This window comes from Lactobacillus porci, from assembly GCF_009695985.1.
GTDB lineage: Bacteria > Bacillota > Bacilli > Lactobacillales > Lactobacillaceae > Lactobacillus > Lactobacillus absianus.
Genome location: NZ_VUMX01000075.1, coordinates 1 through 1,346 on the forward strand (window position 1 = coordinate 1; position 1,346 = coordinate 1,346).

Below are 1,346 nucleotides of genomic sequence, written 5' to 3' on the forward strand. Positions count from 1 at the left end.
TCCATTTTGACCTCTTTCTTAGAATCGTGTTTGTGGTAATTCATATTCTACCAGAGGTTGAAATGGATTTTTTATATTCTAATACTACTGATTTTCAGTGGTGTTCAAATTGATTATACAATCGACCATTATTATTTTTTGTAAACATTTAGTATGTTTGCGTTTTATAAGGAGTGAGAATAATGAAATTGAAAAAGGTTGTATTCACGTCATTAGTAACGCTTCTGTTAAGTGTTCCCACTGCTGAAGTAGTTTCAAATAGTGTGCAAGCTGCCGAAGTGACATCTTCTTCGACTCAAACGGCTTCTGATAGCAGTACACAGACTTTTCAAGTACCAACCAATGGTATTTCTTTTCAGAATGAACAATCATTAAATGAATCAAAAATTGGTTGGGGAAAAGGTGCTAAGGTTGCAGTTAAAGCAGTATTAAAAAATCGAAATAAATTAGTTAGTGCCGTAGGAAAAGTGGCAGGAAGAAAAGCTGCTGTAGAAGTTGGAAATGTTCTCAATAAAGTTACTCCCACGCTAAGAAAACTTTCAAGATGGGAAGATTTATCATTTAAGGCAGTTCAAGATCAAATTGCTAGTGCATTAATCGCATCACATGTTAACCCAAGTACCGCTAGAACATTAGCATATTGGATTAGATTAGGTCTGGAGTTGTTGGTCTAAAATGCATGAATCTGATGAATTAACATATACACTGTATTTGATGAGATCCGTTTTGCGTGATTGTATTGATAAACTGGATTTCCCACCTAATAGAGAAGCATTTCTCTTGTACTATGGGATTTCTTCAAAACAATCTGATGAAATTGACAAGCTATTTTTGGATATTCTCAGACAGAAGGACAAAATTAGTTTTACAGATTTCAAACAGATACTGAATGAAAAATTGGATACTGATTTTGACTCTCAGATTGTTAAAGCAATGTTGCAGGCATATAAAGATTATCAGCCATTGGCTATTTCAAAAATTATTGAGTAATACAATTCTATTTAATTATGGCTTTGCACAAAGCATAACTATTTGTTATAATAAAACCACATCAAGAAAGACATAAATTTAAGAAAAGAAACTAAGCAATGATGTATCGCGAAGAAAGTAATCGCAGAGAAAGCATCATTGCTTTTTTTGATGCTTTCGCAAGTAATTTTCGAGTTTCACACTCTCGACCTTTAACAGAAATCAATCTAAGAAAAAGGAGTGACTAAAAGTAAGCGCCCAATATCGCGGTATATTAAAATCCCATCCTAGCAATGCTAAGATGGGATTAATCAGTTTATGGGACTTCACTTACAGTGTAGCTGAACATTCTCAGCCCATGGTAAATAGGCTTCCAG

Annotated in this window: 2 protein-coding genes; both read left to right on the top strand. The window is 34.0% G+C overall.

The features are described from left to right. Nucleotides 1-182: 182 nt before the first annotated feature. Nucleotides 183-674, top strand: a complete 492-nt coding sequence (locus FYJ62_RS10505) for a hypothetical protein (protein ID WP_089143124.1) — start codon at nt 183-185, stop codon at nt 672-674. A gap of 1 nt (nt 675) precedes the next feature. After that, the gene (locus FYJ62_RS10510) at nt 676-990 is read left to right on the top strand and encodes a hypothetical protein (protein WP_087712498.1); all 315 of its coding nucleotides are present in this window, start codon (nt 676-678) and stop codon (nt 988-990) included. Nucleotides 991-1,346 lie beyond the last annotated feature (356 nt).